Raw genomic sequence first — 5,125 nt, forward strand, 5'->3', positions numbered from 1 at the left:
TTCATTACTTTTTCAAACTGTTCCACATTTTCTGACGGTAAACTCCGGTAAGCCTCAGGTTGGGGAAAAATCCCATCTTCACCACAATCATTCAATTCTTTCATTGTTGAAAAAACTACTTTTTGACTTTCCTCCGGCATTTTCATATATTCCCACAAGGCGATCAGTACTTCCGGATCTGTATCTTTTTTAAGGGGAGGTAATTGGATATATTCATCTCTTTCTATGCTCATATGTATCATTCTCCGTTATGCTAATAATATTCTCTCTATTTTTTTCTTCAAGTCAATCACAACTTCTACAAATACGCTCGACTTACGATGTTATTGCTTACTTTTTAGGTTGTTTTCATCATGACATTACAAACATACCTAATCTTTCAATAAACTCTTCAATCATGACTTCAAATGCAATTCCAACAAACAAAATCGCAAAGCCAATTCCAGAAAGCACAGCCAGAAATCCTACCTGCAACCAATCCTGGTAATAGATAATGGTAAGAACAATCAAAGCTCCCAGTAAGAATGTAAACAGGCTCCTTGCAACATTATAGATGCCTACAAACAGCTTGACGATTCCTAAGAGAACAGCCAAAACAAGAATTAATGGTAACACACAGATTTTTGCAATTAGTTTAAGAATAAACATTTTTCAGTCCTCCTTCTTACTTGGCAGAAGCGTACTGTGGAAAGTCATGATTCACTTCTGCACGATAATAACTGTCTATGGTTGATGGTGCGTTAAAGAGCGAAGCCAGTATGTACTTCTTGATGTTACGTACCTTTGATGTATTTGCACGTAACATATCCAGGACGTATTGAACGTGCATTACATTAAGCTTTAGGAATTTTGATTTTACTAAGGCTGTAGGATACCAGTTGCTTGCGATAAGGATCTTCTCACCACTTGACATGACAGTTTCTACGATCAACTCATAGATACCTTCTATGGTATCCCTTTCTGTCGGATAGCTAACCATCAAACAATCATACTCAATATTCTCTTTGATCAGAGATTGATAAGCTTTTAGCTCTGCTTCGGCATCCAATCGTTCATCATATCGTTGTTCATCCCTAGATATGATTCGATTAGAATCAATAGTCTCACTATTATCTGTTTTAATATTATAAGTATTATTATAGTCCATATTTTGGACTTCTAGAAGTTGATTTTTTGGACTTTTAGAAGTCCATATTTTGGACTTCTGGAAGTTTACATTTTGGACTTCTGAAATTGTTTCAGCATTCGATTGCTGCGAATTCTTTTCCTGGGCAAGTAAGAAATTCTTTACATATATGATGGTATTGTTTCCCTGGCCCATACGACGTTTTTCAATCAGTCCAATTCCTTTTTCCGTATCCAGTTCCTGAAGGGATTTTATTGCTTTGTTTCGACTACAATTCAATAATTCTGTGATTTCCTCAATGCTACATACGATATAAGCCCTGTTTTCCTCGTCATACCACTTATTTTTCTGGGATAAACTCATTCGATCTAAGAGTAGCCCATACAGGATCTTGGCATCATTTGACAGGTTCCGGAATAACTCGTGGGTGATCAATAGTTTCGGTATTTTAAAGAAACTGAATTGCTCAGATTCATCTCCGTAGTAGTAACGGAACTGCGGTTTTTGTTGTTCCATGAACATTCCTCCTTTTCCATTTCGGCACCTCAAGGAGTGTCGATTTCTAAACTTCTGAAATGTTTATGCGTGCTGTGAAACCACATAATTCTTTACATACAAGCGATTGGGTGAACCAAAACCGATCACCTTTTTCATGACCAGACCGACTGCTTCAAGTTCTTTCAGGTATTCGATTGCCTTCTTCTTTGAAACATTCATGTCATCTTGTATCTCAGAAATCGGATATTCTACATAAACACGATTTTCGTTATCAATCCATTTTCTCTTTGAGGACATTCCCATTCGGTCTAGGAGTAGTCCGTAAAGAAGTTTTGCCTGGAGGGATAACTCTCGAAAGTCATCCCCAAACATCAGGCTCTTTGGAATTCTGTAAAAACTGTATTGCTCAGACGATATACCGTAGTAATAATCAAATGCCATGCTCAGCACCTCCTTGTTCCTTCCACTGAATCAGAAGATTCTCAATTACTTTCTCCATGTCTGCTGAAGAGTAGTGTGGTGGAAAGTATTTATTTAATTTCTTTTCTGACAGCGTTACCTTTTTCTTTGGAATACGTCCGGTAGCACTTTCATTAAGAATGTCAATCAACTGACTTTGAGTGATTGCTCCGTTTGACAATTCTTGACGAAGAAGAGCTATTTGTTTCTGATTTACGTTTCCATTCTCATGGATGTACTCGCAGATCCATTGCTGGATTTCTTTATTGATATAGGAAATCTCAACACCGGCAGTAAACTGTAATCGCTTTGCATCAACCATGTCTAACAGCTCTGGAATAAGCTCTGTGAGACGGATATATCTTTTTACTTGCGTACCGGAGATACCATTGTCCTCACCAATGGACCAAGCGGATAACTTTGGACCATTATGGTCCGAAGTTAGATCTCGTCGTAATCCCTGCCTTTTTAACGCATCCATTTTCATCTTGAAAGCAAACGCCTTTTCACTCGGAAGCAACTCCTCTCGCTGGATGTTGGAATCCACCATGTATACAATAGCTTCATCATCCGTTAAATCACGTACAATCGCCGGAATCATCGTTAGACCTACGATTTTTGCTGCATGCATCCTTCTGTGACCGGAAATCATTTCATAGCTGTCCTCACCGTCTTGACGCACAAGAACAGGAGACAGAACACCATTTATCCGAATACTTTCGACAAGCTCTGACATCTTATCGTCATCTAATACTTTGAAAGGATGATCTTTGAAATCATGAATCATATGAATGTCGATTTCTGTCGATGATTCTGTTGCCGGAACTCCTAACAATTCTTCTACAGATGTTAATTTCAATTTCTGACCTGTTCTATTCATGAGATAAAACCTCCTTTGTTAATTCCTGATAAGCCTTTGCAACTTTTCCTCTTGGCTCGTGTTTATAAATGCTGATTCCTTCCAAACTACATTCAGCTGCTTTCACTGAGAATGGGATATAAGCATCAAATACACCAATTGTGGAACCATAGCTTTCTCTTAATTTCTGACTGATATCTTTTGCAAAGTTTGTTCTGTAATCCACCATAGTTAGAACAATACCTTCAATCTGTAATTTCTTATTTAATCGTTTCTTTACCATAGAAATTGTTTTGATCAGCTGACAAAGACCTTTGACTGGAAGGTAAGCGGCCGGTACAGGAATCAGAACAGAAGTAGCAGCCACCAAAGCATTGATTGTTGTCATTCCAAGGGAAGGCATACAATCAATGATGATGTAATCGTACTGGTCCTTTATCTGATCCAGATATTCCTTTAAAATATTTTCCCGGCTCATTACATTGGCAAGAAGTACTTCTAAGCCGGATAATTCAATATTTCCCGGAATCAGATCAATGCCTTCTTCTTGATGGAGAATTCCATATCCATCCTCAATTGTTTCTTCGTTTATTACTTTCATCATGATAGAAGCTAAGGTATCGCTCATGTCGTCAGGTTCCTCATATCCTAAGCTTGCTGTCAGGTTTCCCTGAGGATCGTTGTCAATCAAAAGAACCTTCTTACCGGCTCTGGCAAGCCCAACTCCTAAATTCAGTGATACACTTGTTTTTGCACAGCCACCTTTCTGCATGGCTACGGCGATAATCTTACACATAATCATTTCCTCCTTATTCATCCCAGTATTTTTCCATCCAAATCTTCAAAATATCGATTATTTCTCGTTTCATCATTTCTATGGAGTAACCCTTCGGAAAAAATCTTCGAAGTTGCTCCGTCTTGAATGTGACTCGTGATACGTCTTCTCTTTTTATCTCAGATAAAATATCTTTTATCTCATCCTTCGTCAGTTTCTTCTCCTGGCTCAAACGTTTGATTCTTTGTGCCTGAGATAAAGATGGAGTGGCTTGAACAAAGGTCATTGCCTCCAGAAACCATTGTTGTTCTTCTTCCTTTAGGAATGCTATTTCGATGGCAGCACTGAATGAAAGCTCATCGTCATCCACTTTGGCAAGAAGATCTGGAATCAAATCATTCAATTTTAAATATCTTTGAATCTGTTTTGCGCTTTCTCCGTATTGCTCAGCCAATATTTCCACTGTTCTTTTTCCCTTAGTTTTGTGGACGACACGTCCGCAACAGTTAACATTCTTCTTTTTTCTGAGAACATCGTATTTCATCTTATATGCACGAGCTTTCTCGCTTGGCGTGATAAATTCTCTTTGTAGATTGGAATCTACCATTGCCACAATAGCTTCATCCTTTCGCATTACCTTGATAATGACTGGAACCTTGGTATATCCAAGTTGCTTGGCTGCATAGCGTCTGCGATGTCCGGATATGATCTCGTAATATCCTTCAATAACCGGTCGCACAATCAGAGGATTTAAGATTCCAAACTTTTGAATGCTTTCCTTTAATTCCACCATACTGATATCAGCAGTTACCTTGAAGGGATGGTTTTTAAAATCTCTTAACCGATTGATATCCATCTCAATGACCTGATCACCTTCGAGGGATTCAATACTCATTTCATCTTTCGACATATAGTTCTCCTTTTCTCGGGCATACAAAAAGAGCCCGTTTGATTCAGTACACGCATTTCGTGTTTGAACCAAACGAGCTCGTCGTTTCGTGTGATGGCATTGCCAACATCTTTATATTGTTTTCTGCTAACAAGTGGTGGCAGTTTTCTATGCTTTCCATTTTCATGAAATACAGATTACTACGATTTACCGCAATTGACAGACATAAAAATCACTTTCAATGATACACAGAACTTTTGGTGGCATTAGTGCTATCCCAAAGGTGGTGGCAAATCACTGATTCTGGTGGCAGGCACCTTGAATTTTGCCATCATTGGTGGCAATTTTCATGAGTGATTTTTGCTTTCTGCTAACAAAAGGCGGTGACACGATTGTTAGTAAAAACCATCGCATCACCGCTTGTGTTCAGCGTCGCCAAGAGGATTTGAACCTCCGACCCCTCGCTTAGGAGGCGAGTGCTCTATCCAGCTGAGCTATGACGACATGCCCGATTTTTGG

At 38.8% G+C, this 5,125-nt stretch carries 6 protein-coding genes, 1 tRNA gene and 1 pseudogene; all 8 read right to left on the bottom strand.

Annotation, left to right across the window (positions count from 1 at the left end; genetic code table 11):
- Positions 1–233, bottom strand: a pseudogene (locus tag QZZ35_RS08865) (hypothetical protein); the annotation flags it as partial.
- 118 nt (positions 234–351) lie between these two features.
- Complete coding sequence (locus QZZ35_RS08870; protein ID WP_291237077.1) at positions 352–648, bottom strand: hypothetical protein; 297 nt, start codon at positions 646–648, stop codon at positions 352–354.
- Positions 649–664: 16 nt separating this feature from the next.
- Positions 665–1,642 (bottom strand): DUF6017 domain-containing protein, encoded by a 978-nt coding sequence (locus tag QZZ35_RS08875; protein ID WP_291237078.1) that lies wholly within the window; start codon positions 1,640–1,642, stop codon positions 665–667.
- A 63-nt stretch (positions 1,643–1,705) separates the two neighbouring features.
- Positions 1,706–2,065 (bottom strand): replication initiator protein A, encoded by a 360-nt coding sequence (locus tag QZZ35_RS08880; protein ID WP_291237079.1) that lies wholly within the window; start codon positions 2,063–2,065, stop codon positions 1,706–1,708.
- Positions 2,055–2,963, bottom strand: coding sequence for a ParB/RepB/Spo0J family partition protein (locus QZZ35_RS08885; RefSeq protein ID WP_291237080.1), 909 nt, complete (start codon positions 2,961–2,963; stop codon positions 2,055–2,057). The genes QZZ35_RS08880 and QZZ35_RS08885 overlap by 11 nt, the downstream gene beginning before the upstream one ends.
- Complete coding sequence (locus tag QZZ35_RS08890; protein WP_216412874.1) at positions 2,956–3,738, bottom strand: ParA family protein; 783 nt, start codon at positions 3,736–3,738, stop codon at positions 2,956–2,958. Before QZZ35_RS08890 ends, QZZ35_RS08885 begins: the two co-directional genes overlap by 8 nt.
- Positions 3,739–3,751: 13 nt before the next feature.
- Entirely contained in the window at positions 3,752–4,627 is an 876-nt protein-coding gene (locus tag QZZ35_RS08895; RefSeq protein ID WP_291237081.1) for a ParB/RepB/Spo0J family partition protein, read from the bottom strand.
- 409 nt (positions 4,628–5,036) lie between these two features.
- Positions 5,037–5,110: transfer RNA gene (locus QZZ35_RS08900), tRNA-Arg, on the bottom strand.
- Positions 5,111–5,125 lie beyond the last annotated feature (15 nt).

Source organism: Frisingicoccus sp. (genome assembly GCA_016298055.1).
GTDB lineage: Bacteria > Bacillota > Clostridia > Lachnospirales > Lachnospiraceae > Frisingicoccus.